Source organism: Arthrobacter sp. AG258 (assembly GCF_004364695.1).
Lineage (GTDB): Bacteria > Actinomycetota > Actinomycetes > Actinomycetales > Micrococcaceae > Arthrobacter.
Genome location: NZ_SOBI01000008.1, coordinates 142936 through 167566 on the forward strand (window position 1 = coordinate 142936; position 24631 = coordinate 167566).

The following is a 24631-nucleotide window of genomic DNA, read 5'->3' on the forward strand; positions in this document are numbered from 1 at the left end:
TGAGGCCGTCCGTGCGGGGAAGGCGATGAAGCGCCCCGGCCTGGCATCCGTACAGGAGGCCGGGCACCAACCCGCCGGCTCGCAGAATGCGTCCGGCGCAACCTCCGCACTGGGCTGGAGCCTGCTGAATACTGCGGTGGCCAGGTTCGGCACGCTGGGAATTGGAATCGTCCTGGCCCGCCTGCTGGGGCCCGACTCGTACGGCAGCTTCGCGGTGGCCATGGTGGCGCTGCTGGCGGTCCTGACCATCAACGAACTGGGGGTCAGCCTCGCGATCGTGAGGTGGCCGGAAGATCCCGCACGGATCGCACCCACCGTGACCACTATCTCGATCCTCTCCAGTGCGGTGCTTTGCGGGGCCGGCCTTGCCGCCGCCCCCTGGTTCGCGGACCGCATGGGCGACCCCGGTGCCACCGACGTGGTCCGGATCATGGTGTGCTGCGTCCTGGTCAGCGGGGTGGTCGCCACACCGGCAGCGCTGATGCAGCGGGCCTTTGACCAAAAGACGAAGATGCTGATCGACCAGGTGAATGTCTGGGTGGGTGCCATCGTTTCAATCTGCCTGGTGTTGGCCGGCATGGGCGCAATGAGCCTGGCGGTGGGCCGGCTTGCGGGGACGGTGGCCGGGGGCCTGCTCTTCGTCATCAGGTCGCCGCTTCCCCTGCGGCTGGGCCTCGACCGCACCGTCCTGATGCCGTTGCTGCGGTTCGGGCTGCCCCTGGCAGGGACCAGCATCATCGTCTTCTGCGTCGGCTACCTGGACCAACTGGTGACCGGCAGTACGCTCGGCCCGGTCATGCTGGGGATGTACGTCCTGGCCTTTAACCTGTCGAGCTGGCCGGTGACCATGTTCTCCCAGCCGCTGCGAAGCGTGGCTCCGGTCGTGCTGGCCCGGCTGCAGCATGACCCCGAAAGGATGCGCTCCACAGTCACCGCCCTGATCGGGGTGATGTCCTGCGTTGTCTTCCCTGCTGTCACGTTCCTGGCGGCAGAGTCCGAAACCGTCGTCCGGATTGTGTACGGCGACGTCTGGGCGGGTGCAAGCGCCGCACTGTTTTGGCTTGCCATGGTGGCCGGGTTCCGGATCCTCTTCGAGTTGATCTACGACTACCTGGTGGTTGCGGGAATGACAGGGTCCATCATGTCCATCCAGGTGTGCTGGCTGGTGGCCCTGGTACCGGCCCTTTTCCTTGGCGCCGGCGCCGGCATCGCCGGGGTGGCCATGGCCCAATTCTTCGTCGTCGCCGCCCTGGTCCTGCCCTTGTATCTCTGGCGGTTGCGGGCAGTGGGTGTCCCGCCTCTCGGGGTGATCCGGCAACTGCTGCTGCCCTCGGCCGCTTCGGCAGCGTTGCTGGCCGCCTCTGCCCTCCTCGGCCGGATGGACTTCGGTGTCCCCTGGGCACTCCTGCTCTCCGGGGCAGCAGCCGGCTCCGTCACCGCTGGCCTGCTCTGGTTCAAGCGGGCCGACGTTGCCACGTTGAAGAAATTGGGAAGGAGCGGGGGCCTTGCAGAGCATCAGCGGTAACCGGGACACCTTTGAACGCCTGGTGGCGGTCGCCGGCCGCCTGGCAGCAGCCGGGCGGTGGGAGCAGGCGGCGGTGCAGGCACAGCTTGCCGCCCGTTTCGCCTGGACCGACCACACCGGGTATTTCGGCCACCAGGGACTCGAAGAAGTCCTGGGGATGCTCCGGTCCTCCATCCCACAGCCTCCGCCCCCGGCGCCGGGAAAGCCGGCCGGGCGACTTGTGGTCCACGTGGCCACCCAGCTGTACGGGACCGGCGGCCATACCCAGAGCATTGCGCACTGGATCCGCCAGGATCCTGGCTCGCGGCACCACATTGTCCTCACCCGCCAAGGCAGCACCGAATGTCCAGCCAAGATTGCCGCATGCCTGCCGGATCCCCGTGACCTGGTCCTCCTGGACCGCCGGCCCGGGGGGCTCATGAGAAGGGCGGGAGCATTGCGCCGGGTCATCGCTCCGGCCGACGTCGTCGTTGTGCATGCGCATCCACACGACGTCGTCCCCTCCCTTGCGTTGGGTGTCCCCGGAGCGCCTCCGGCTGTCTACGTCAACCACGCTGACCACGTCTTTTGGCAGGGAACCTCGGCGGCCGCCGTCGTCCTTTGCCTGCGGGCAAGCGGCCGGGAGCTGACCGTCCGCCGCCGCGGGGTTGATGCCGGCCGCTGTGTGGTGGCCAACCGGCCCCTCGAACTTGCGCCTGCCGGGCCTGCGGAGGAATCGAATGAACTGGCCGCGCGGACCGGATGGGGCATCCCGGCGACGGATTTCGTCGTGGTGTCCGCCGCGGCAGGCAGCAAATACGATCCCGTTGGCCCGGACTCGCTGATAGGCCTCTTCCGGTCCTTCCTGCTCCGGCGCCCGGATGCACACTTCCTCGTGGCCGGCCCGTCCCCCACCGGAGCCTGGGCTGCCGCGGCGGCTGCCACCAATGGAAGGATCCGGGCCGTCGGGCGGCTTGCCAACATCTCGTCGCTTCTGTCCATCGCCGATGCCTACGTTGACTCGTTTCCCTTCGCTTCGTTGACCTCAATGCTGGAGGCCGGTGCCCACGGGCTGCCGCTGGTGACATACAGGGGCCATCCGGCCGAATGTGCGGTCCTTGGCTCGGATTCACCAGGCCTCGATGACCTCCTCCTCACGCCCTCGACTCCGGCGGGCTTCGTCTCAACCCTGGCGGACCTGGCAGATTCGGTGTCCACCAGGACGGCTCGGGGCTCGGCCACCCGCAGGGCAATCGTTGAAGGTCACAGCCCCTCAGCCTGGCGGGAGACAGCGGAGCGGGTCTACACCGAGGCCGCCCTGGCGCGAAGCGGACCGATCGCACCGGGACCCACTCCTTGGGCGGACGGACCCCTGGACCAGCTGGTGGGGCTGGTGCAGCAGGAGACCGGCTTCGCCGGCCTGGATGCGGCCTGGGCTGACATACTGCCCTTCCTCGGAACGGCCCAGCGCATCAGGCAGTGGACGGCCTGGCGGAAGTCACCCCATGTGGGCCTGGCACAGTTGGTACCGGACCGCAGCCGCGCGTGGGTTTCGGACTCACGCAGGCGCCTTAGCCAACCTTCATAGCGAGGGGCGTCGAGCGGGGGGTGCGGTAGTGTTCGCCGGCCGCATCAACCGCCGGGCCGGTGAGCAGCCATGGCCCTGTATTTTCGTGGAATCCCAGGATGACCTTCCGGCCCGACAGGGCGCCGACCACTTCGCCGGCAGTGTCAAAGCTGATGTTGGTCACGGCGACGGTGACGTCCGGCCCTTGGGCGCGCACCAGGGCAGCGACGGCCCGCTCGTCCGCTGCAAGGAAACGGAACCGGACGCCTCGCCGCCCCAGCTCCAGGGGCTTCCCCAGTTCATGCCCTCCGGGTCCGCCGGGGAGCACATTGATCACGGTGGCAGCGCCTGCGCCCGCTGCGGCACAGATGTCGTCAATGTCGCGGCGCAGGTCACCCAGGACCGTGACGGGGCGCAGCGGGGCTTTATTCCGGAGCTTGTGCGCCGATACCGATTCCCGGAGCCACCGGTACCGCCACTTCTGCGAGTCCACCAAACCGGAGAGGAGGGAGGGTACACGGCGCCGTTGCTGCACTGTCCCGCACGTCGTCACGATCGGCAACTGGCTGGGATACGCCCCGGCGATCCACTGGTGCGCCTCGGCCAGCCGGTCAAGATTGATGGTGAGGCTGTTGTGGGTCAGGGGGATGTTGGCTACCGCCACGCGGTGGCCGGTAGACCGGAGCCGGGCTCCGTATTCCACGGCATAGGCGTGCCAGGACAGGTCCGGCTCCTCGCTGAGCGGCTGCCGGAGGATGTGGTCCCGCCGCACCATGAACAAGACTTCATCCAGGCTGTCCACGTCCGCCAGCCCGGATTCCTGATGGCCGGATAACACGATGCGGTCGCGGATCCGCCCCACGAGGCGGCCCTCCCCGGTCATCCCGGTTGCGCCCACCATGCCCAGGGAAAGATCTGCCATCAATGCGGCGGCGATCTTCTCCAAGGCCGGGATGGAGTGCAGGAAAACGTCCTGGTGGACAAAGACCACCACATCGTTCCGCGCCGAGGCAGCACCATGGTTCAATGCCGCTCCGGCGGAGGAAAATTGCCGTGCCGTATTGTCGATGGGCAGGTACTCGAGGTCCACGGCGCCTGGGAGGCCGGCCTCGACGGAAGCCGTGAGGCACTCCTGGAGCACTGCCGGGTTGTTGAAGACGCAGACGACAGAGACCGGGACTCGCCCCTCCCGGTCAGCGTTTGACGGGGACATCAGAGCGTCGCTCCTCGAAGGAAAGGTCCTCCAGCACAGGCTGGGGCAACAGGAGTGGCGGCTCATCAACCGCATACCTTGCGGGCTTCCGGTCCTTCACCGCCCGCGCCGCCACGACACTGCCGCCACCAGGTTCGCCGTCCTGTTGCTCGTTCGCAACTGCGGCCGGTTCGGCGTGGCGGTCGGCGGAGCGCCTGCGCCGGGACACAGGCTTGCCCTTGTCCGCCGCGTCCTTCCGGGCAGCCCGCGAATTCTCCAGCATCCTGGCGATCGAAACAGCGCCGAACAGGAGTATGACGCCGCCAATCAGCACCACGATCATCGACCGGAGCCGGCTGGAGAATTGCTCTGTCGCTTTGCTCGGGGGATCAATCTGGAGGGCCGTGAAGAGGTAGCGGTCATCGGCCCCGTTGACTTTCTGCGCATCCCGCAGTTTGGCGGTGAGATGCTGGCCCAAGGCTTCTGCCGTCGTGATGGCCAGCTGCGGGCTGGGGCCCGTGGCCTCCATCCTGATGAGCTGGCCCGCCCCCGTGGTGGCCGGCAGGGTCACCGTGTAGTCGGGTGACAACCCGGCGGCCTTAAGCGAGTCAACGACGTCGGTTGAGCTCAACTTTGTCGCCATCACCTGGGTGATCAGGGAGCTGTCCGCCGAGCGCAGGTAGGGGTTGTCCGAGTTTGCGGCGGCGACGGCGGGATCGGTGCGCATTTCTTCCACGCTGGGCACGCGGGGCGTCACCAGGACGTACACCGTCGACGCCATGTAGCTCCGGGGCGCGAAGAAGAAGACGTAGGCTGCCGCAGCAAGGGTGAGCACCAGGACGGTAATCATCGAAACCTTGTGGCGCCACAGGATTTTAAGAACCGAGACGGGAGTCATGGGAGCCTTTCAGATTCTGCAAGGCTGGCGCCTTGTTCCTTGGTAGTTGGGCCAAGTGCCCGCCGTTCGCCGGCGACGAGCAACCAGACCGTCCCGGAGAGCCCGACGCATATCGGGTACACGAGTGCCAGGACGGGGAAGCCCAGCGAGTCAAAGGCGGCTGACGCCGGGGCGGCCACCAGGCAGGCGGCGGCGACTGCGGCCGCAAGTGTCTTCAAGCGTTCCTCTTTGGCGTTGAAGGCCGCCAGCCAGGCCGCTATCCCGGGTACGACCATGTACAGCAGGAGTGCAAGGAACCCCGGCACTCCCAGTTCGACGATGGTTTTCAGGTACTGGTTATCCAGGACCTCAATGGCGTTCCTTGTCAGGTACGCCCCGGGACCTATTCCAAGCCACGGCCGGGCCGAGACCATGGCTTCCACCCTGGGGTAGTCCTCAAGCCGTGCGGTGATGGAAGGATCGGCCGTCCCCGCGGTGACGGAACCAAACAGCGTTGCGACAAATCCGGGAACCGCCAGGAAGAGCACTGTGGCGGCGCCGGCGAACCCCAGGACCGTCCACTGCCTGGACCTGGAAGGAAGGAACGGAAGGAAGACGAGTGCCACGGTCAGGACACCCAGGACCGCCGAGCGGGAAATCGTGGCGGCGATCGCGAACACAATGAAGCCCGTCCCCGTCCAGTGCATCCAGGCGCGGCCCGATTTGTCGTACAGTGCGCGCCACAGCGAGAGCGGAAGGAGCATCGAGGCGATAACCCCCAGCTCGATGGGATGGAAGGTGCTGCCGGCCACCCGGAGGAAGCTTCCGCGTTCCTGGAACGGCTGGTTCCCGCCGTTGTCCTTGAACCCGGGCAAGACCCCTTGGAACCAGGCCATGGGGTCCACATGGGTGGTGAACTGGATTGCCGCCACCATGCTGCAGAACACGGCACCGCGCAGGAGCGCACGCACCAGCATCATCGCCGCGTCCACGGTCCGCGTTGTCTCAGTGGTTACGAGCACCAGGCCGGACGAGGCGACCATCAACAACATCCAGCGGTCAGCACTCGCGCGAGTCGCATCCGTCGTGCTCCCGCTGATACCCACGTACATCGCGGCGTAGGAGGCACACGACACCGCGAAAAGGGCTGCCAGCGCGAAGCGTCCGGGGTGCTCGCGGTCGATGGTCTTGTGCAGGCCGAGCATGACTGACGTCACCCACAGCGCGAAAACCAGCAACGCAAGAATGTGGGCCACATAGCCGGCAGCACCCAGCGGTTCCAGAACCAGGTTGGAGGGGAAAACGAAACAGGCTACCGCCGTCACCCGCAGGAGCAGCGGTGGCTTTTGCTCGTCGCCGTCAACGCGCAGGGGTGTGTCCAGTCGGACTTCCGGACCCAGCGCGGATGGAGCTGGCAGATGCTTTCCCACATCCCCCCAATCTTCCTGCCGGGGTTGAAATACCCTTATACACGCAATGTTCAGGGTGATAGCGTAGCTCCAAAATCATTGCTTGTCGCCGCTTATTTCCCTTTTATCCAGTATGACATTTGACCCATGATTTTACGACAGGAATTGCCATGAAAACCCTGTTCGAAGCACCTGGAAAAACCGCCCGGGACATGCGCAATTCCACAAAACTCATCAAGAAAACCGCAATTCTATTGACTTGCCTTCTAGGAACGTCATGCATGTCGTCAAGCGCCTTCTCCGCGTCCTCAGGTTCGGCTCAAGATCCGCTTCCTGAAGGAGTCAGCGTCCAGGGGATTGACGGCGGCCCGGGCTTCTACGGGAAGTTCTCGCCGACCCTGCCGGCCGAGCCAAACTTCTTTCCCCTGGGCGTGTGGTTTGAAAGCGTCCTGCAGGAAGCGGATATCGCCGCGGACCGCGGTGCCGGCCTGAACACCTACGTGCAGCTCACCGATGACTCGAATGTGGAGCTGGTGCGGGGCAGCGGCCTTCATGCGCTCCCCTCCACAGTGGTCCCCGGCGCTTCCGGGTTCGTCGTCTCCGATGAAGTGGACATGTGGGCAGGCGGGGGAAACTCCTCGTGGACCGGCAAGTCCCAAGGTGAAGGTGTGATCTGCGAGCCTGTGGCCTCCGAATGCGGTTTCACCGTCCAGGAAGCGCTGGTGAAACTCTTCCCGCCCCGGGCGTTGCTCTATTCCAATTACGGCAAGGGCGTAACGTTCCAACTCAAGAATCCGCAGGCCGCGCAATTCGTCAACAGCTACCAGGACGTCGTCTCCGCGGACAACTACTGGTTTACGGATCCCTATATCTGCAGCCATGTCGAAGGCGGGGCAGTTTTCGCGGATGGGCGGGATCTCACTGACGCGGAATGCCGCACCGGGGCCCACTACGGCTGGACGGTTGACCGGGTACGGTCCCTGGTCCAGCCCGCCGGCTCCAAACCGGTCTGGGCGTTTGTCGAGGTGGGCCACCCATTTTCCGAAAGTGATTCACTCACCATCAGTCCCGCCCAGCTTCGGTCCGCCGTATGGAGCAGCATCATCCACGGCGCCCGGGGAATCGTCTATTTCAACCACAATTTTGGCGGCCAGTGCCAGTCCCAGCATGTGCTCCGGGATGAATGCGGCACCGCGATCCGTCCAACGGTGGCCGCCGTGAACAAGCTCATCACCACCCTCGCTCCGGCGCTGAACACGGGTTCGGTAACGGGGCTCGTGACCGCAAACAGCAAGGACGTTGATTTCGCCGTGAAAGCCAATGCGGGCCACTTCTATGTTTTGGCGGCAGCCACGCGTCCCGGGCCCCAGTCGGTGACCTTCTCTGTTCGGTGCGGCGGCCCGGACCAGGCAGAAGTGCTGGATGAAAACCGTTCGGTGCCCGTGTCGAACCACGCCTTTACGGACTCCTTCAGCGACGCCAATGCGGTACACATCTACCGCCTCAACGGAGGCAACACCTGCGGCCTTGGCTGAGCCCCCCCCTTTCCCGGCCCTTGTGAAGGTCGACCTCGTGGAAGACGACTCCGCAGGCTAAGCATCATGTCCCGCCCATCCCGCCCCTGGCACGGGTGGGGCCCGCGACGCTGGATTGCGTCGCGGGCCCCTGCGGCTGCCCCGCCGGTTGTCCCCGGCTGCTAGGGGGTGGTGACTTCCACATCCACCCAGTAGTTGGTGGCGTTCCAGGTGTTGCTCGGGAACCCTCCGGCGCCGTAGGCATAGACGCCGTTGGGACCGCTGGTGCCGTCAGCCAAACCGTGGAGGATGCCGCTGTCCGCCGACTTGCCGGCAAAGAAGGCGCCGTCTGCCGAGTAATACCCGTTGGGCGCCAGGTACGAGACCACGTAGACCGTGTTGGCGCTGATCGGAATCGGCGTCGCGAACGTTGCCCGCTGCCATCCGGATGCGCCCTCATTGGTGAACGTGACCGAGCCCAGCAGTTGGCCTCCTGAGGTCCAGAGCTTGCCAACGTGCGTACCCGTGTTCTGCGGTCCCTTATAGAAACGGACCGCCGTGACGGTGGCGTTGGTGTCCGAGGTGAACTTCATGCCCAGTTCCACCGATGAGTTGTCCTGGGCGGTGACCGTGGACGGAACCGCGGTGGGAGCGAAGACGCTGCACGGGCAGCCGGCCGTTGGCTGCGGAGCCGTGGTGAACGACCAGGTGTAGGGCGCTGCCATGGCCTGTCCGTTGCTTCCCTTGGCACCCGAAACCGTAGCCGTGAAGGTTGTGCTGTAGGCCAGCGCAGTGGCGGGGGTGAACACCGAGGTGTTGGTCAGCGTGTCATAGCTGAGGGTCCCGGGTACGTTGGCGTTTGCAGCATCCTTGACGTTGAAGACCACGGTGCTGGGGTCAACGGCCCTGTCGTAGGTCGCCTTCACCGTGCTGGTGGTGGCCACGTTGGTGGCACCGGCAGCCGGTGAGGTGGATGACACCGTGGGCACGCTGACCGACGCCGACCCGTTCAGCACCACATCCACCCAGTAGTTGGCGTTGTTGTAGCTGCTGGAGGGGAACGCAGAGGTGCCGTAACGGTACACGCCGTTGAGTCCGTCCACCCCGCTGGCCAGGCCGTGAAGCGGATAGTTGTCCACGCCTTTGGTGAAGAAAGCTCCGTCCGCCGAATAGTGCCCGTTGGGTGCGTAGTACGAAACGATGTACGTCGTGTTCGCCTGGATGGCCACGGGTGTGGAGAAGTTTGCCTGCTGCCAACCGGACCCCGACTCTCCGGTAAAGGTCACGCTGGCCAGCAACTGCCCTCCGCTGGTCCAGAGCTTTCCGGTGTGCGTGCCGGTGTTTGCGGAACTCTTGTAGAAGCGGACGCCGGTGACGTTCCCGGCAATATCCGAACGGAATTTCATCCCAAGTTCCACCGACGATCCGTCCGGCTGGTCAATGGTCCCGGGCAGGGCGTTCGCGGCAAACACGCTGCAGGGGCAATTGGCCGTGGGTTGGGCCACCGTAGTGAAGGTCCAACTGTAGGGCGCGGTCATTACCTGTCCCGCCGCATTCGTCGCCCCGCTGACGGTCGCCGTGTAGGTGGTGTTGTAGGCCAGTGCTGAGCCCGGCGTGAACGTCACGGTGGTCCCCGAGTAGCTGCTGGTACCCGTCACGCTGGTGGTTCCGGCCTGGAGGGTGAAGGTAATGCTGTTGGCGGTAACCACCTGGTTGAACGTCGCGCTTGGTGCCGTATTGACGCCAATCGCCGTCGCCTTGTCTGCCGGCAGCGTTGACGTCACTGCGGGCGGGACAGGTGCTGTGGCGGTGGTAAAGGTCCACGAGTACGGGCTTGCCATCGCCTGGCCGGAACTGTTCGTGGCACCACTGACCGTAGCCGTGTAGGTGGTGTTGTACGCGAGCGGGCTGCCGGGCGCAAAGGTGGAGGTGTTGGTCGCGGAGCTGTAGCTGGTTGTCCCGGGCACTGAGTTCAGGGACGGATCCAGCACGCTGAAGACCACCGAGGTGGGCACCACTGCCTGGTTGAACGTCGCTGACGGGGTCACGGAGATGGGCACGCCCGTGGCCTGGTTTGCCGGCGATGTGCTGCTGACCGCCGGAGCGGGAGGTGGTGCCCCGGTTGTGAACGTCCAGGTGTAGGGGCCCGCCATTGCTTGGCCGGCCGCATTGGTGGCGCCGCTGACGGTCGCCGTGTACGTGGTGTTGTACGCCAGCGCGGCGGAAGGGGTGAAGGTGACTGTGCCCGAGCTGTAGGCGGCGTTGCCTGCCACTGCCGTGTTGTCAGGCTTCTTCAGCGTGAAGGTGATGCTGCCCGCTGTTACGGCCTGGTTGAAGGTAGCCGACGGCGCCTTGGTGATTGCGACGTTGGTGGCTGCATTGGCCGGGTCGGTCGAAGAGACTGCCGGCGGCACGGATGCCGACGGAACGAACTTGACGTCCACCCAATAGTTCTCGGCGTTGTAGGAGGACTGGGGAAAGACGCTGCTGGCCCCGTAGGTGTAGACGCCGTTGCCAGAGCTGGGGGTGTTCCTCAGCCCATGCAGCACGCCGCTGTCAAGGGACGAGTGTCCGGCCGGCATGGGCGACGGGTTGGGATACATGAAGCCCGCGGCCTGCGCATAATGCCCTTGGGGAGCGAAGTAGGAGACCACATAGGTGGTGTTTGCGGTGATGGCCACTGGTGTGGCGAAGTTGACCGTTTGCCAGCCGGTTGCCGTCTCGTTGGTGAAGGTTGCCGTGGCCAGCCGGGCTCCGCCCGATGTCCACAAGCTGCCGACGTGCGTTCCCTTGTTCAGGCTTGACTTGTAGAAGGAGACGCCGGTGACGGTTCCTGCCGCCTGGGCGGTGAACTTCATCCCGACTTCCACGCTTCCGCCGTCGCCGGAATCGGGCGTGTTGGGGATCATGCTGGACCCGAAGATGGAACACGGGCAGGAAACGTTGACCGCAGCCCCGGATCCTGGCACCTCGGTGTTCCCCGAGTCGTCAGTGGCTCGGGTCTTCACGGTCACTGCCGGGCTGCCGTGCACCGTCCAGGTGTAGGACCAGCTGGTGGTCCCGGTGGCCGGGCGCCACGTGGTTCCACCGTCGGTGGATACTTCGATGCCGGCCACTACCCCGCCGGCGTCGGAGGCCGTTCCCGAGATGGTGACGCTGGAGCCGTCGGCAAGGGTCTGGCCGTTTAGCCCCGATGTGATGGTCGAAACAGGGGCGCTGGTGTCGGTGGACTTTGCCGCCGCTACCAGCCCCGTCATCAGGGTAACCGGCTGGACACCCATGTCGGCGAACAGGTTGACGGTGGCCTGCTGCATGTTTTTGTCGGGGGTACTTGTGGGAATGGTGAAGTTGTCCAGGCCGTAGGCCCATTGGACCGTGCCGGCACCGAAGACAAGTGCGCCGCTGGGGGCGCGGTACATGATCAGGTTGTGTGTTTGGCTGGAAGCAGCAGTGGTGCTGCCGTAGTCAGTGAATGCCTCAGGCACCGAAACAGTGGTTGAGGACAATTTGAATGCGCCGGCAGGACGGAATCCGTTGTCGGCGTCGATGTCCCACTCGTAACCGAGCGTGTCCAGGCCGCTTCCGAGCGTGAGTGATTGGGTTCCCGTCAGTTTGGCGGCCGCAGTGTTGCGCCACAGCCGCATGCCCGCGTATTGCGCGGGGACCTTGATGTCCGCGGAGCCGGAATTGACCAGGAAGAACTGTCCGGTCAGCGAGTTCTCGGGGTTTCCGCCACCGGTGGACGTGCCGAAGCGCGGGTCGCGCCAGGTCCCGGTCCATTCCACCGGGTCTACGGGCGTGTTGTAGTGGGTGTCCTTGTATGAGACCAGTGTGCGCCCGGAGGTCTGGCTGCCATCGATCGAGGCCTCCCAGCGGGTGCGCCAGAATGCCTCGTTGCCGCTGAAGAAGGCCAGGTTGACGCCTGCGTTCCGGGCGGCTTCCACGTTGCTGCGCTGTGTTCCGCTCCAGTACTCATCGTGTCCGGAGGACATGAACATTTTGTGGTTGAGCAGCAGCGGGCCTCGCGTCGCCGTGTCCAAGCCGCTGATGTAGCTGACGTCGTAGCCGTTCGCCTCAAGGAAGCGGATCATCGGGTATTCGGTGTCCATGAGCCAGCTGTGGCCTTGGTCGCCCGTGGAAAGGAACGGCCTGTTGTAGGACACCTTGAATGCTGACTTGTAGGCCTGTGGATTGCCGGTGGGGCATGCCACCGTGCATTGGTAGAGGCTGTTGCCGCCGTAAGTGTTGTAGGCCTGCCACGTTGTGTCGGACGTCTGCACCACGATGCCGCTCTTTCCCGCATCGTTGCGGACTACGAACGGAATCATGCTGTCCCCGCCGGTATCGTTGCGGACCAGATGGGCGAAGTACACGCCCGAGACTGCGGATGCCGGGACGGTCCACGACGCGGAAACCCCCCAGTTTCCGCAGTCGACGAGGCCCGTCCCGGACTGGGTCAGGCAGGCGGGCTGGGATTGCGGCAGTTTGGCCGTTAGTGGGATGCTGGCGGCGATCTTGCGGGCCCCGTTCCCCTGGTAGTAGCCGAACCGAAGAATGTCGATGTGGTAGGCGCTGGCGGTGGTCTTGATCTTGAAGCTGATGGATTCACCCTGGTTGACGCTCATCGCCGTTCCGAAGCCCTGGATGGACGAGTCGCCGGATCCGGAAACCTCCCAGTCCGAGGACGGGGTGCCGGGCAGTGAGTTTTCACAGGCGACGGCGCTGGCAACGGGGGGCGTGCAGGCATCGGCGTGGGCCGCCGGAGCCTGGTAAAGAGTGGAACTGAAAGACAGCATCGCGGCGATAAGGAACAATACGGAAAAACTTGCTGCCGCACGCAGCCTGCTTTCGACGGGCTTTGATTTTGCAAACACTTTAACTCCATTTCGAGACGTGAATAGCGCCAGGTGCCTGCACTACCCGGATCAAGGAATAGGCGGCTATCGAGGAATGCGGGGATTAAATTCGGTCCTTAATTCAGGGAATTTATCCCCAACCCACTCCCCAGGAATGCAATTCATAATTGCGGCTGCTGTCATCCCGCTCCCAGGCGGTGTTTTTTCGGCGCCGGGCCGCACGGCCCGCAAGCGCGAAGGCGGCATAGACGGCGGCATCCACCGCGGAGCCGGGACCCTTGATTGAATGCGCCAGTTGCCTGGCCGTGCGTCCCGACTGCGTGCCCGGAACATCGCGGAGTTCGTTGTTCCCGCGATATACGCGCCTCAGGGTGGCGAGCAGGGCCTTTCCGGTCCGTGGCGTGCGGACTGTCACCGGCGGGCAGGCGATGACTTCTTTTTCGGATGCGTCGAACAATCGGTCGATGTAACAGTCGTCGGCCGTGACGGGCGGAAATTCACCAAACCGTTCATGCCCCTTGCGGCTCAGGCCGTAAACGCCGGCACCCCACATCGATGCCGATGCCTGGGGCAGCCGGTTGCGTGCCCGGTAGTAGGCGCGGACCGGCCAGGAGGCGCCCGCTGTGTCATAGGTGAAGGCGGGGCGGGCGCAAAGGGGCCCGCCGTCGTCGGCCAATGCCTCCAAGGTGGCACGCAGGGCGGCCGGCGGCACCTCGATATCGGCGTCAACGTACAGCCGCGGCCACCCGCAGGCAGCTTGGTCGCCGGCGTTGAGGGCAGCGGTCTTGGACGCGGCCTCCACGGAGACAACCCGGACGCCCGGCACGGAACCGGCCACGGCTTCAGTTCCGTCGGTGCAACCGTTGCAGGCAACCACCACGTCCACCTTCCCGCTCGCGATGGGTGCGGTGAGTGCTGCCAGCGTCCGCCCGAGGACCGGGGCCTCGTTGTGTGCTGGAATGATGACCGTCCCGGAGGGGAAATCCCCTTCCTGGCCGGGGCCACCCGGGTAGGCGACGGCGTGCGGCAGGTCGGCCCATCGTGACTCCCTGGCGATCAGTCCCAGGATTCCCCGGTGGGCGGGCAGCGGTGCCCGCAGCAGGGCAGAAAGTACGACGGCGGCACGGAAGATTCGTGCGTAGCTTCCGTGATGGAATTTTCGGACATAGCGGATCCTGTTCGCCCCCATGAGGGCATCCAGGGACGGTGAGCTCCCGGACCCGCCGCGGGAATGAACCATGGCTGCAAGGGGCTCGAACCAGACGTCGGCCTTGAGCTCGCGGACACGGTGCAGGTAGTCCGTCTCCTCCGAGTACAGGAAGTAGGACTCGTCCCAGCCGCCGACCTGTTTCGCGATGTCGGAGCGGATCAGCAGCGCGGCGCCGGTGGCCCAATCCACCTTGTGCGGGTGGGCGTAGCTTTCGGCGTCGAAGTCCATTTCGGTCAGCCATCCGGGGCGTCCTTGGAACCTGCTTCCGAGGAGGGCGTCGCCCAGCGCGCGCGAGATGCTCGGTTCCCTGCGCAGCGAGGGGTAGACGCTTCCGTCGTCGTCTCGCAACAAGGGGACCACCACTCCCGCGCCGGTGCCCTCCATGGATTTCCGCAGGGCCATCACCGCGCCGGGGCAGAGCCTGAGGTCCGGGTTGAGGACCAGGTACGAATCCGCACTTCCCGCCTTCGCGCAGGCCGCATTGATGCCGCCCGCGTACCCGAGGTTCCCGCCGGTGGGGAAGGCGGCCACGCCTGGAAACTCCTGCAGGCAGGAAAGGGTCTCCGGGTTCGGCGAGTTGTCCGCAACCACTACCTTGATGGACTGTTCCCGGGTCTGCAGCCGGAGGCTCTCCAGCAGCCCGCAGACGTCCGCGCCGTTGTTGTAGGTCACCACCAGAGCGGCAACATCGGCGTGCTGGTCGGTCGGGGTGAAGTCCCCTGCCGTGGTGCCGGCCCGCCGGGTGGGACCGGAAGCGGGTCGAGGGGCGGGGCCTGTGCTTGGCCCGGGCGCGACGTTGGCACTGTGCCGGCGGAGCTTCAGGTAGGCTTCGGGCCCCTCCACGACGTACCGTTTGGCGAGCCGTCGTGGCTCCATGGCCAGCCGCCACGCCCATTCAAGGCCCATGGTGCTCACCTGCCGGGGCGCACGGCGTATGTGGCCGGCGAGGAAATCGACGACCGCCCCGAACGCCAGCAGGACCTTCGCCCCGGTCTGCGGCCCGTACTCCCCGATCCAGAGTTCCTGCCGTGGTTTGCCCAAACAGACCACCAGGATGTCCACTCCGGCGGCCCGGATGTCTGCACACAGTTCCGTGACGGCGGTGGCATCACCCAGCATTTGGCGGGACGGCGCCCACCAGCCGGCCACGCGCAGGGTGGGGCGCTCCGCTTCGATCCGCGTGGCAACCAATTCCTGGGCTTCCGGGCTCCCACCCAGGAAACCGACGGTCCGTCCTTGTGCAGCGGCGTCATCGAGGATGTGGCCGATCAGGTCACTTCCTGCGAGGCGGGGCCACCGTTGGCCGGTGAGTTCCGCCGCCTTGGCCACCAAGGGGGCGCCGTCCAGCAACGTCAGCCACTCCAACTGCGGGATCTCCAGCGTTCCTTCCCAGCGGCCGCCGGTCCCGAAGTGGTTGACGTGGTCCAGGTTCGCGGAGAGCACACCCAGGGGGGTCTCGGGGGCACCCGCGGCTCGTTCCATGATGGCTGCCAGGGCGTCCTCACGGCTCATCAGGTCGACCCTGACGCCACCCAGCGTGAGGGCCCGCTGCAGCGGGCCCTCGAGGGCCGTTGTTCCCCGCGGTGTCACCAACCCGGCCATCCCCAGTTTGTGGATGCGGCGGGGCAGGCGCCCAAGTGCAGATGTCATTCCGGCTCCATGGTCACAGCGCAGGAGCACGTCGGCTGGAAAAGGGGTCTGCACTCCCCGTTTCAGCCTCGCGCCGGTCACCCGGCACGGCACCTGTCGCATCTGTCAGTGGTCGACGGATGCCATCGTTGGCAGGACTGCGAGGACCTGGTGTCCGGCCCGGAACCGTGGGCCGGACACCCAACGGCATCCGTGTGTCCCCACCGTAGGCCGGGGAAACCCCCTAGCCGGAGTCCGGCAGGCTACCTATGTGGGTACCCGCACGAACCTTTGTGGTGCCACAAACTGCCTGGCTAGGCCGGGGTGCGGAAGAACAGCTCCGAGACGGCGGCGAGGCGGAGGGGATCCTCCACTCCGCACAGTTCCCGCGCGGAATGCATGGACAGCAGCGGCACGCCCACGTCCACGGTCCTGATGCCCAGCCTTGTGGCGGTGAGGGGTCCGATGGTGGAACCGCAGGGCACCACATTGTTGGAGACGAATTCCTGGTATGGCACGCCCGCTTCGCCGCAAAGCCTGGCCCAAAAGGCCGCGCCGAACGCATCAGTGGCGTAGCGCTGGTTGGCGTTGATCTTCAGGAGCGGTCCACCGTTGAGCACGGGGTGGTTGGCGGGGTCGTGCCGCTCGGCGTAGTTGGGGTGGACCGCGTGCCCGGCGTCGGCCGACAGGCAGAACGACGCCGCGAGGGCCTGCCGCCGTTCGCTCACCGTCGCACCCAGGCCGTCGGAGATGCGCACCAGCACGTCTTCAAGGATGGGTCCGCAGGCACCGGAGCGGGAGTTGGAGCCGATTTCCTCGTGGTCGAACGCTGCGAGCACGGCAATGGGTCCCCCGGCCGTGCCGGACGCAGCATGCGCGGCCAGGGCCGCAAGCCCGGCGTGCGTGGCCGACAGGTTGTCCAGCCGCCCGGATGCGAAGAACTCCCCCTTGCCCCCAAAAACCGCAGGCGCCTGCGTGTCCGCAATGACGACGTCGTACCCGCCAATGCCGGCAGGATCAACGGAGGCGCCGTCAACGGACGCGGCCAGGACGCTCAACAGGTCCGCATCGGTGGGGTTTCCCAGCCCCCACACCGGGTTCATATGGCGCTGCTTGTCCAGGGTAAGCCCGTCATTCACTGCCCGGTCCAGGTGGATAGCCAGCTGCGGGAAGCGGAGCAGCGGCCCGGTGGCGGCCAGGTGTTGCGTGCCATCGAGCATCACCAGCCGGCCGGCGAGCCGGAGCTCCCGGTCCAGCCAGGAGTTGAGCAGGGGCCCGCCGTAGATTTCCACCCCGGCCTGGAGCCAGCCGTGGGCGCCGGTGGTGGGCTTCGGCTTGAGCTTGAAGGACGGCGAGTCGGTGTGGGCGCCAAGGATATTGAAGCCGGTGGCGGGTCCGGCTCCTTCGGGAACCACCCAGGCGATCAGGGCGCCGTCGCGGATCATGAAGAAGGAGCCGGGCCCGCCCTCCCACGGCTGCAGCTCGTCCAGGCGGAGGAAGCCGGCTTCCTCCAGCCTCCGGCCGCCCTCGTGGGCAGCATGGAAGCTCGACGGCGATGCGCTGACAAAGGCGCCAAGGTCCTGGATGTGGTCTGCGGCAGAGGAAGTCAAAGGCATGGTCCCGAGTCTAATGCGGCCTACTCCACCGGCGCGGCGGCCTCGGATGCCCTTGCCGGTTCCGCTGCCATGGCCGCGTCCTTGCGCCGGTAGCGCAGCACGCCCACAGCAACCACCACCACCGCCAACGCGATGGAGAGCAACAGTGATTCGCGGGTCGATTCCACGATCACCATGCCGATAAGCAGGGCCACGATGCTGATGATTGCTGCCCAGGTGAGGTAGGGGAACAGCCACATCTTCAGCTGGAGGTCCTGTGCGGCGGCACCCATCCGGCGGCGGAGGATCAGCTGCGACACGGAGATGACCAGCCAGACGAAGAGGGCGATGGCACCGGAGGTGTTGACCAGGAACAGGAACACCGTGTCCGGTGCGATGTAGTTCAGGCCCACCGTGATGAAGCCGACCACCGTGGAAGCGAGCACAGCGGCGGCGGGAACTCCGCGCCGGGAGATCCTCGTCCAGGAGCGCGGGGCGTCACCGCGGGTGGAGAGCGAGAACAGCATGCGGCTTGCGGTGTACAGCCCTGAGTTGAGGCAGGACAGGACGGAGGTCAAGACCACGACGTCCATGATGGTGCCGGCACCGGGGATGCCGAACAGTTCGATGACCGCAACGTAGGGGCTCTTGGCGACGGACGCAGAGTTCCAGGGGAGCAGGGTGACCACCACGGCGATGGAACCGATGTAGAACACCAGGATGCGCCAGACGGTTGACTTCACGGCCTTCTTGACGGCGTCCACGGGGTTTTCGGATTCGCCGGCGGCGATCGTGGCGATCTCGGCGCCGAAGAAGGAGAAGACGACCACCAGGATGCCGGCCAGGACGGCGCCCGGACCGTTGGGCATGAATCCGCCGTTGTTGAGCAGGTTGCTCAGGCCGGGGGCCGGGACGCCGGGGACCAGGCCCAGGATGGCGGCGGCGCCGAAGACCAGGAAGAGGACGATCGCGGCCACCTTGATGGAGGCGAACCAGAACTCGAACTCGCCGTAGGACTTCACCGAGCCGAGGTTGGTCAAGGTCAGCAGCACCATGAGGACCAGGGCCCAGACCCACTGGTCGATGCCCGGCACCCACCGGTGCATGATGGCCGCACCGGCGGTGGCCTCGATGCCCAGGACGATAATCCAGAACCAGGCATAGAGCCAGCCGATGCTGAACCCTGCCCAGCGGCCCAGGGCCTTGTCCGCATAGGTCGAGAAAGAGCCCGTTTCCGGGTTGGCTGCGGCCATTTCACCCAGCATGCGCATCACCAGGATGACCACGAGGCCGGCGGCTGCGTACGCGACAAGGATGCCCGGGCCGGCCTGCTGGATCGCGGCCCCCGAGCCGACGAAGAGCCCTGCACCGATCACGCCGGCTATGGCGATCATGGACAGGTGCCTGGGTTTCAGGGACTTTGAGAGTTGCTGGTCAGCATGCATGGAAGTGCCGTCCTGTTGGGAAATTGCAGAGGTTGTGCGACGTTCGTTGGTGCACCGCGGCGGACCGTGTGGTGCACCACATCGTCGTTTCACCCTAGGTCCGCCATTATGCGCCTTGCTTTGTGCACTCCAACAGATCTGGTTGCGCCTAACAGGACGCCACTCCAAGCAGGAGCCATGATGGGCAAATAATGTTTCCCACCAGGCACTTTTGTAATGTGCCGGAAACCACGCGCCGGCCACGTCCGGGTGGCCGGCGCAGGATATCCCTCCTACACGTCCCGGCGCTTCAGCAGGACGGCGGCGATCAGCACGGGGATCACCACCCAGGCGCCCAGGACCAAGGCCGCCTGCCATGTTTCGAGGGTGTCCGGCACGTGCTGGGCGGCGGTCAGCGGCTCAACCGTGTTGCCGGGCAGGTATTTCCGGGCCTCCTTGAAGAAGTCGCCGGGAATGAGCTGGAAAGCGATGGGTGCCACGAAGAAGATGCCCACCAGGCTCATGATGCCGCCGGCCGAGTTCCGAAGCAGCGTGCCCAGGGCCATGCCGATCGCGGCCACGGCTGCAACGTAGATGCTGTTGACCAGGAGCAGTTTCACGGATTCGGAACTTGCCAGGTCCAGCTTCAGTCCGTAGTTGTCCAGGATGGGAACCGCCACCAGTCCGGCCACCCAGGTGGAGAGGGCCGTGACCGCGAAGGAGACCACCATGACCACCACCAGTTTGGCAGTGAACGCAGGCAGCCTCTTGGGCACCGCCGCGAACGTGGACCGCGCCATGCCGGTGGTGAATTCCGAGCTCATCAAGAGCACGCCCAGGGACCCAAGGATCAGCTGGGCGAAGGCGATCCCCGAGGTGGGCACGCTGATCGCGAGGTCCCCGCCTTGGGAGGCCGCCCGCACGGCCGCCTGCGGATCCCGCGATGCCGCGTTGGCGAACTGGCCGGTGCCCCATGCGGACAGCGCACCAAAGCCCACCATCACAACCGCCGTGGCGGCGAGCAGGATCAGCGTTGAGAGCAGGCTCCGGAACTTGATGAGTTCCGAGTTGAGCACCCGAAAGAACGTGGGGCCCGGCAGGGACCCTCCGTGGCCGTGGCTGTGGCCTGCGGACGATGATGCCGGTTCGGGCGAAGCCGTGGATTCTGTGGTCATGGCGCTCATTATTTGCTTACCTCCGCGGCGGGCAGGGAGTGGTATTCGACGTCGTCCTTGGTCAGTTCCATGTACGCTTCCTCGAGGCTGGCCGTCAGGGGGGTGAGTTCATAGACCATGACCTGGTTTTCCAGGGCTGCCGCGGCGATTGCCTTCGGTTCGAGGCCGGTCACTTCCAGCATTTCCCGTTCTGGGACCTCGATCGAGGCGCCGCGGCCGGCCAGCAGCTGCCGCAGCCGGTCCGGCTGGTCCGTGCGGACGCGGACGCGGGCCTGGCCCTTGCCGGTAATGATGTCGCGGATGGGCGCATCGGCGATCACCCGGCCGCGGCCGATGACGATGAGGTGGTCGGCGGTCTGGGCCATCTCGCTCATGAGGTGGCTGGAGAGGAACACGGTGCGTCCCTGCCCGGCGAGGTAACGGACCAGGTTCCGCACCCAGACCACGCCTTCCGGGTCCAGCCCGTTGACGGGTTCGTCCAGGATCAAGGTCTGCGGGTCGCCGAGCAACGCCGCAGCGATGCCCAGCCGCTGGCCCATGCCCAGTGAGAAGCCGCCGGCTTTCTTTCGCGCCACCGCGTCGAGGCCGGTCATCTCGATCACTTCGTGCACCCGGGATTTGGGAATACCGTGTGTGGCGGCCATGGCCAGCAGGTGGTTGTACGCACTGCGGCTGGTATGGACCGCTTTCGCATCCAGCAGGGCGCCCACCTGCCGCAGCGGAGCCGTGTGCTTGACGTAGGGGAGGCCGTTCACTGTGACCGATCCCGATGTCGGCCGGTCCAGTCCCATGATCATGCGCATCGTGGTGGACTTTCCTGCCCCGTTCGGGCCCAGGAATCCTGTGACTTGCCCTGCCCTGACGGTGAAGCTGACACCGGCCACGGCGGTCTTCGCCCCGTACGCCTTTGTCAGCCCGTTTGCCTCGATCATGAATTTTCCTTTTGACGGCAGCGCGTGGCTGCAGATGGCGTTCTGTGGGAGTTCACTCCCTACGCTAACGGGGCCACCGCCGCAATTCGCCCTACTCAGGGATGATTCAGGGGAGAATCAGGGTTGCTCCGGACCAAAGCCTTCCCTGCTCAGGGGCGTGGGGAGTAGTACGTCAGCGCGTTGCGCCGCACTGAATAAGCGACCCGGCGCACTCCGGCCAGTGCCTCACCGTCCACGGCAAGGGCCATGGGTGCGCCGTCGGCATCAATGGTGACCGTGGAGGCCTCGCGCAGGTGCGTGATCCTGGAACTTGCCACCGTTCCGGTCAGGACGGCCCAGAGCAGCCGCACGCGGGCGAACGACTCGTCGGCGGTGATCAGCCTGACGTCTAGTACGCCGTCGTCCATGACGGGCCGGATGAGCGGCGCGTGGTCCCGGGGGTAGTAGCGGCCCCGTCCAAGGTAGGCGATCCACACCTTGTGCCGGACACCGTCGACGGAAAGAGTGATGGGGGTTCCCGCGGCGAACGTGCGGAACATGGCCACGACGCCGGCCAGCGGCTTTCCAAGCGCGGGTTGCAGGTGCTCCCGGCGACGTACGAGATTGGGATAGAGGCCCACACTGGACGTGTTGAGCATGACCAGCTCGGACACTTCGGGATGGCCCGCGAGGCCACGCTCCGCGGTCACCAGGCCGATGTCCGCAAGTGCGGCCTCACCCTTGGTCGCCGCTTTCACGGCGTCCTTGAGGTTTCCGATCCCCGCGTCCCGCGCAAAGTGGTTGAGGGTTCCCCCGGGCAGAACCAGCAGGGGCAGGGAACGGTCGACGGCGGCAGCAGCCGCGGCGCCGACGGTTCCGTCGCCGCCCCACACACCCAGGGCAAGGGTCCCGGGGACGTCCGCGGTCGCGTTGATCTGCTGCACGAGGTCATCGTCCGGCTGCACGACGTTTATATGTGCCTTAGGGAATACATCTTTGAGGGCGGCGGCCGTTTCCACCTTGAAGGATCCACCCAGGGTGTTGACCACGATGCTGAGGCCTTCCCCACCGGGCAGCCCTGGAGCCTCGGTCCACGTCCGGGCCGTCTGCGGAATGGGCGGCCGGACCGGCCACCAGTGCCGGGTCACCAGGGCGGCGCCCGCACCGAGGGCCGAACCGAAGATGACGTCCGAAGGCCAGTGCGCACCGGTGTGGACCCTCGAGTAGGCCACACCAAGGGCCGCGGGCGCCAAGGCAGCGCCAAGGGCGGGCTGGACCAGGCCGGCGCCCACCGCGAAGGCGACGGCGGACGCTGAATGCCCCGAAGGCATGGAGGAACTCTGGGGCTGGGGGTGGACGAAGCGGAACACCGGGAGATTTTCCGGCTTCGGCCGGGTCCGGGGGAGCAGGGTCTTGAACACCATGTTCGTAACGGCCGAGGCGACGCCCTGGGCGATCAGCCCGTGGACGGCAGCGCGCCGGGATTTGCCGGGGAACAGCGCCAGGACGGCTGCGATACCGATCCAGAGCTTTCCCTGGTTCGCTGAGGCCGAGAGCCGTCGGAAGAACACGTCGTGGCTGCCGCCGGGAAGGTTAGAAACATGCTGGAGAAGGAATCTGTCGACGCGGCTGGGCCAACTCCGCCGGCGGTGCCTGGTGCTTTGCATGTGATCACCCTAAACCCCTGCCGCTTTAGCATTCGGTTCCACGCCCTTGCCTGCGCGGCGGCCCGGATCCTGTCAGGGCTCCTTGGTGTCCTCCAGCCGCAGGGGCCTGGCGGCACCGGCCAGCAGCAGTGCCACGAGGATCGGTGCCATGATCGCCAGCAGCGCGGTGTGGATGCCGGTGAGGTCGCCGAGGTACCCGAGCAGCGGTGGGCCGGCCAGGAACGATATATAACCCAAAGTGGATACAACGGATACGCGTGCTGCCGAATGCCTGGGGTCGTCGGAGGCTGCTGACATCCCCATCGGGAAAGCCAGCGCTGCGCCGACGCCCCACAGTGCCGCACCGATACCGGCCAGCCAGATGTTCGGCGCCAGGACGAAAAGGCCCAGCCCGGCTGCTGCGGCCGCCATGCTGGCCCGCAGCACGGCCACCCGGCCGTACTTGTCGATCACCCGGCCGCCGAGGAAGCGCATTGCTGTCATGGCAAGGACAAAGAGGGCAAACATGAGTGCGCCCGTGGACTCCGAGGTGGCCAGGCCGTCCACGGAGGCTTTGGCGATCCAATCGTTGCCGGCCCCCTCGGTGAGGGTGGCTCCCAGGACCACGACGCCGATCAGCAACGTCCTGCTGTCTCGCCATGCCGAGGGGCCCTTGGCAGGTTCGGGTTCCCCGGGCGTGGCTGCCGTGGAAATGTGGGGGAGGAAGAAGCGCGGCGCGGTCAGGGCCACCAGCACCACCACACCGGCAATGACCATCAGGTGCAGGGGAAGGTCCACGCCCAGGCTGGACAGGCCGGCGCCAACCAGTGCGCCTACGAACGCACCACCGCTGAAGGCAGCGTGGAATTGCGGCATGACAGTCCGGCGGAGTTTGTGTTCTACGTCCGCGCCTTCGATGTTTTGCGCAACATCCCACAGGCCGATGCCGATTCCGAAGAAGAACAGCGAGACCGCGGTTCCGGGTATGGAGGTGGCCGAGAGCGCCAGGGCGATGCCGATGCCCGCGGCGGCCGCCAGCAGGCCGGCGAAGCGGACCGTGTTCGCCGTTCCGATCCGGCCTACCACCATGCCCGCTGTGGGGAGCGCCAAAAGCGACCCGACGGCCGTGCAGAGCAGCAGCGTGCCCATCTGGCCGGAGGTGATGTGCAGCGTCTGCGTGACGGCCGGGATCCGTGCAGCCCAGCTGGCGAACACCAGTCCATTAATGCCAAAGACCACGAACGTGGCCGCGGCCGCCGCTTTCAGTCCAACGTGCTGTTCGGTGCCGGCGTTGGTGCTCATACGTTCACTACTTCCACAGAGTATTGGTCGAGTTGGGCTTGTTCCCGGCCACTGAATTTCCGGTCGGTGACAATCACGTCAACCCGGTCCAGGCCGCCGATAAGGACCCTCGCGTGCGCCTGCCATTTAGCCGCCGATGCGGCAACCACCACCCGCGCCGACGCGTCCAGGCCGGCCCTCTTGACCGCGGCATCGTCCAGGTCGTGGGCCAGGAGGCCGTCAGTAAAGTCAACGGCACAGGGGGTGAGCACGGCGGTATCAAAACGCAACGACCTGATGTTGGACTCCGCCAGGGGTCCGCGGAAACAGAGCTCACCGGGCACCAGGCTCCCTCCTGGCAGCAACAGTGCAGGCCTGGAGCCTGCGGCAGTGTCCCCGCCGGCGGCCGCATTGAGTCCGGGCAGGGACATCGGCATCAAGGTCAGTTCCCGGCCGGTCACGGCACGGGCCACCTCGGTTGCCGTGCTCCCGCTGTCCAGCCACACGTGTTCGCGTTCCAGCAGCAGCCCGGCGACGGCGGCGGCGATGCGCCTCTTGGCGTCCCGGTCCTCCAGCTCCCGGAGCCCGTAGCCGGGGTGCTGCCCTTGCCCGATCAGGCTCCTGGCTCCGCCGTGGATCCGACGGAGGACGCCGTTGCCTGCCAGTGCTTCAAGGTCGCGACGGATCGTGGCCCCGGAAGCATCGCAGGCCAGCATCAGTTCTTCGACGCTCACCTCGGCCTGCCGCCGGAGGATTTCGGCAATAGTCCTGTGCCGCTCATCCGTCTTCATGATCAAATGCTATCAATTGATGATCATTTGCTCATCAGACTGCTCACCGA

At 65.8% G+C, this 24631-nt stretch carries 15 protein-coding genes; 3 read left to right on the forward strand and 12 right to left on the reverse strand.

Annotation, left to right across the window (positions count from 1 at the left end; all coding sequences use genetic code 11):
* The first annotated feature begins 25 nt into the window (after positions 1–25).
* Both DFO47_RS17005 and DFO47_RS17010 read left to right on the forward strand, forming a co-directional pair.
* The gene (locus DFO47_RS17005) at positions 26–1525 is read left to right on the forward strand and encodes an oligosaccharide flippase family protein (protein WP_133832401.1); all 1500 of its coding nucleotides are present in this window, start codon (positions 26–28) and stop codon (positions 1523–1525) included.
* Positions 1506–3092 (forward strand): glycosyltransferase, encoded by a 1587-nt coding sequence (locus tag DFO47_RS17010; RefSeq protein WP_133832402.1) that lies wholly within the window; start codon positions 1506–1508, stop codon positions 3090–3092. The genes DFO47_RS17005 and DFO47_RS17010 overlap by 20 nt, the downstream gene beginning before the upstream one ends.
* On the opposite strand, the gene DFO47_RS17015 is transcribed toward DFO47_RS17010, so the two are convergent.
* From DFO47_RS17015 to DFO47_RS17025, 3 genes are read right to left on the reverse strand one after another with little or no spacing between them, the layout of a single operon-like run.
* Positions 3076–4284, reverse strand: coding sequence for a glycosyltransferase (locus DFO47_RS17015; RefSeq protein ID WP_166651745.1), 1209 nt, complete (start codon positions 4282–4284; stop codon positions 3076–3078). The genes DFO47_RS17010 and DFO47_RS17015 overlap by 17 nt on opposite strands.
* Positions 4265–5161 (reverse strand): chain-length determining protein, encoded by an 897-nt coding sequence (locus DFO47_RS17020; protein ID WP_133832404.1) that lies wholly within the window; start codon positions 5159–5161, stop codon positions 4265–4267. Before DFO47_RS17020 ends, DFO47_RS17015 begins: the two co-directional genes overlap by 20 nt.
* On the reverse strand, positions 5158–6570 hold the full coding sequence (locus DFO47_RS17025; RefSeq protein ID WP_133832405.1) for an O-antigen ligase family protein: 1413 nt from the start codon (positions 6568–6570) through the stop codon (positions 5158–5160). Before DFO47_RS17025 ends, DFO47_RS17020 begins: the two co-directional genes overlap by 4 nt.
* Positions 6571–6830: 260 nt before the next feature.
* On the opposite strand from DFO47_RS17025, the gene DFO47_RS17030 reads away from it, so the two are divergent.
* Positions 6831–8084 (forward strand): hypothetical protein, encoded by a 1254-nt coding sequence (locus tag DFO47_RS17030; RefSeq protein WP_133832406.1) that lies wholly within the window; start codon positions 6831–6833, stop codon positions 8082–8084.
* Positions 8085–8245: 161 nt separating this feature from the next.
* Here the strand turns inward: DFO47_RS17030 and DFO47_RS17035 are convergent, their stop codons facing one another.
* The 9 genes from DFO47_RS17035 to DFO47_RS17075 all read right to left on the reverse strand — a co-directional run bounded on the left by DFO47_RS17035 (position 8246) and on the right by DFO47_RS17075 (position 24581).
* Complete coding sequence (locus DFO47_RS17035) at positions 8246–12937, reverse strand: DUF4082 domain-containing protein (protein ID WP_133832407.1); 4692 nt, start codon at positions 12935–12937, stop codon at positions 8246–8248.
* Between the two features lie 112 nt (positions 12938–13049).
* A complete protein-coding gene (locus DFO47_RS17040; protein ID WP_133832408.1) occupies positions 13050–15779 on the reverse strand; it encodes a WecB/TagA/CpsF family glycosyltransferase in 2730 nt (909 codons plus the stop codon).
* A gap of 293 nt (positions 15780–16072) precedes the next feature.
* On the reverse strand, positions 16073–17374 hold the full coding sequence (locus DFO47_RS17045; protein ID WP_133832409.1) for a M18 family aminopeptidase: 1302 nt from the start codon (positions 17372–17374) through the stop codon (positions 16073–16075).
* Positions 17375–17394: 20 nt separating this feature from the next.
* Complete coding sequence (locus tag DFO47_RS17050; RefSeq protein WP_018762839.1) at positions 17395–18798, reverse strand: amino acid permease; 1404 nt, start codon at positions 18796–18798, stop codon at positions 17395–17397.
* A gap of 272 nt (positions 18799–19070) precedes the next feature.
* Entirely contained in the window at positions 19071–19961 is an 891-nt protein-coding gene (locus tag DFO47_RS17055) for an ABC transporter permease (protein ID WP_231369906.1), read from the reverse strand.
* On the reverse strand, positions 19961–20884 hold the full coding sequence (locus DFO47_RS17060) for an ABC transporter ATP-binding protein (RefSeq protein WP_133832410.1): 924 nt from the start codon (positions 20882–20884) through the stop codon (positions 19961–19963). Before DFO47_RS17060 ends, DFO47_RS17055 begins: the two co-directional genes overlap by 1 nt.
* A gap of 149 nt (positions 20885–21033) precedes the next feature.
* Complete coding sequence (locus DFO47_RS17065) at positions 21034–22530, reverse strand: bifunctional phosphatase PAP2/diacylglycerol kinase family protein (protein WP_133832411.1); 1497 nt, start codon at positions 22528–22530, stop codon at positions 21034–21036.
* A gap of 72 nt (positions 22531–22602) precedes the next feature.
* Positions 22603–23811, reverse strand: a complete 1209-nt coding sequence (locus tag DFO47_RS17070; RefSeq protein WP_018762835.1) for an MFS transporter — start codon at positions 23809–23811, stop codon at positions 22603–22605.
* Positions 23808–24581, reverse strand: a complete 774-nt coding sequence (locus tag DFO47_RS17075; protein WP_133832412.1) for a DeoR/GlpR family DNA-binding transcription regulator — start codon at positions 24579–24581, stop codon at positions 23808–23810. Before DFO47_RS17075 ends, DFO47_RS17070 begins: the two co-directional genes overlap by 4 nt.
* Positions 24582–24631 lie beyond the last annotated feature (50 nt).

Bases quoted from the DNA above. Each gene is read 5' to 3' on its own strand.
- DFO47_RS17060 (WP_133832410.1), bottom strand. From the start codon at position 20,884: ATGATCGAGGCAAACGGGCTGACAAAGGCGTACGGGGCGAAGACCGCC.
- DFO47_RS17075 (WP_133832412.1), bottom strand. From the start codon at position 24,581: ATGAAGACGGATGAGCGGCACAGGACTATTGCCGAAATCCTCCGGCGG.
- DFO47_RS17050 (WP_018762839.1), bottom strand. From the start codon at position 18,798: ATGCATGCTGACCAGCAACTCTCAAAGTCCCTGAAACCCAGGCACCTG.
- DFO47_RS17005 (WP_133832401.1), top strand. From the start codon at position 26: ATGAAGCGCCCCGGCCTGGCATCCGTACAGGAGGCCGGGCACCAACCC.
- DFO47_RS17030 (WP_133832406.1), top strand. From the start codon at position 6,831: ATGTCGTCAAGCGCCTTCTCCGCGTCCTCAGGTTCGGCTCAAGATCCG.
- DFO47_RS17015 (WP_166651745.1), bottom strand. From the start codon at position 4,284: ATGTCCCCGTCAAACGCTGACCGGGAGGGGCGAGTCCCGGTCTCTGTC.
- DFO47_RS17065 (WP_133832411.1), bottom strand. From the start codon at position 22,530: ATGCAAAGCACCAGGCACCGCCGGCGGAGTTGGCCCAGCCGCGTCGAC.
- DFO47_RS17055 (WP_231369906.1), bottom strand. From the start codon at position 19,961: ATGAGCGCCATGACCACAGAATCCACGGCTTCGCCCGAACCGGCATCA.
- DFO47_RS17020 (WP_133832404.1), bottom strand. From the start codon at position 5,161: ATGACTCCCGTCTCGGTTCTTAAAATCCTGTGGCGCCACAAGGTTTCG.
- DFO47_RS17040 (WP_133832408.1), bottom strand. From the start codon at position 15,779: ATGACATCTGCACTTGGGCGCCTGCCCCGCCGCATCCACAAACTGGGG.
- DFO47_RS17045 (WP_133832409.1), bottom strand. From the start codon at position 17,374: ATGCCTTTGACTTCCTCTGCCGCAGACCACATCCAGGACCTTGGCGCC.
- DFO47_RS17070 (WP_018762835.1), bottom strand. From the start codon at position 23,811: ATGAGCACCAACGCCGGCACCGAACAGCACGTTGGACTGAAAGCGGCG.